The 1,568-nt window shown below is 68.2% G+C and carries 2 protein-coding genes; both read left to right on the forward strand.

Annotated features, from left to right (window positions below; genetic code table 11):
- The first annotated feature begins 28 nt into the window (after positions 1-28).
- Entirely contained in the window at positions 29-823 is a 795-nt protein-coding gene (locus VGK32_07980; protein HEY3381691.1) for a CAP domain-containing protein, read from the forward strand.
- 50 nt (positions 824-873) lie between these two features.
- Complete coding sequence (locus VGK32_07985) at positions 874-1,554, forward strand: TlpA disulfide reductase family protein (GenBank protein ID HEY3381692.1); 681 nt, start codon at positions 874-876, stop codon at positions 1,552-1,554.
- Positions 1,555-1,568: the final 14 nt, after the last annotated feature.

Below are 1,568 nucleotides of genomic sequence, written 5' to 3' on the forward strand. Positions count from 1 at the left end.
CGCGCCGGATGGCTGACAGGGACCGATCATGTCCGAACCCATCCCCACCCGTCTCCGCGCCCGGCGAGGAACGATCGCCACCTTGCTCATGAGCCTGGCGCTTGCGATGGGGCTGGCCGCCGGCGGCCTCCTCATCGCCCCCACGCCGGCGCTCGGATGGGATCCCGGGGCGTTCAGCAAGGCGTCCGAGGATCAACTGATCGCGCTGCAGAACAAGGCGCGGGCGTCCGCCGGGCTTCGGACGCTGAAGCCGGATCCTGTGCTGCAGGCCGCTGCGCGCTGGCGAGCCAAGGACATGGCGCTGCGCGACTACTTCGGGCACACGATCAAGGGCACCGACCGGAAGGTCTTCTGGTACCTGCAGTACAAGTACGACTACTGCTTCAAGGTGGCGGGTGAGAACCTCGGCACGGTGACGTGGGAGGGCGCGTCGGCCGAGGACGTCTCCGCGTGGGTGTTCGATCGATGGATGGACTCGGCCGGTCATCGAGCCGCCATCCTGGGCGAGGCGTGGGACTCCATCGGCATTGGTGCCTACCGGGCGGCCGACGGCAAGTACGTCTGGACGGTGCTCTTCGCAGATCGCTGTGGGTCGCGCACGACCTCCCCGAAGGCCACTCCGAAACCGTCGCCGAAGGTGACGCCGAGGGCCACCCCAAGACCGACCGCAAAGCCACCCGCCAACCGAACGGTGAAACCGAGCCGGAGGGCCACCCCGAAACCGCTCCTTCGGCCGACCCCGAACGCGACGCCCAATCCTGGACCGGCGGCACGTCCCCGGTGCATCGTCCGCGGGTCGCGGTGGGCGTTGACGGAGTCTTGACGAAGCCCTGACCCGCCCTTCATCGACCGCGGCGGTCACGAGGGAGATGATTGGCGCGGTCCACCGGTACGCCCGCACACCTCGAGCATCGGCGGAACACCCAGTACGTCGGCCGCGCCGACAAGGAGATCAGGTTGGGCGTCGCCACGGGAACTGTCGGCCGCTCCCGGAAGTCGGCAGGCCGCATCCAGACCATCGTCGTCATGGCCGTCGTGACCGTGACGATTGGGGCCCTGTCCTGGTTCATCAGCGACGGGTTCGACGACGGCGTGACGAACGTCTCGCTGACCGGGAGCGCCGGCGCGGAGCAGCCCGCGGTCGGCAAGGTCCCGACTGCCTTCACCGGTCTGAGCTATGACGGCAAGACGATCTCGCTTGCGGACTATGCGGGCAAGCCCCTGTGGCTGACGTTCGGGGCCAGCTGGTGTCGTGACTGCCGGGTGGAGGCGGCCGATCTCCAGGAGACCTACACGCGATACCAGCCCGAGGGCCTGAACGTGCTCGCGGTGTTCATCAACGACCCGCCGGCCGACATCGCGGGCTTCGCGAAGCGTGCGGGCCTGACCTTCCCCATCATTGCCGACCAGTCGACGAAGATCGGGAGCGCCTACCGCCTGGTGGGAATTCCCACGCACGTGTTCATCGGTCGCGACGGCCTGATCAAGGAGGTCCTGATCGGCGCGCTCTCGAAGGACGACATGCAGCGGGCCGTCGCCGGAATCCTGAACTAGCGGCTCCCGCCCTG

Source organism: Vicinamibacterales bacterium, assembly GCA_036504215.1.
Lineage (GTDB): Bacteria > Acidobacteriota > Vicinamibacteria > Vicinamibacterales > Fen-181 > FEN-299.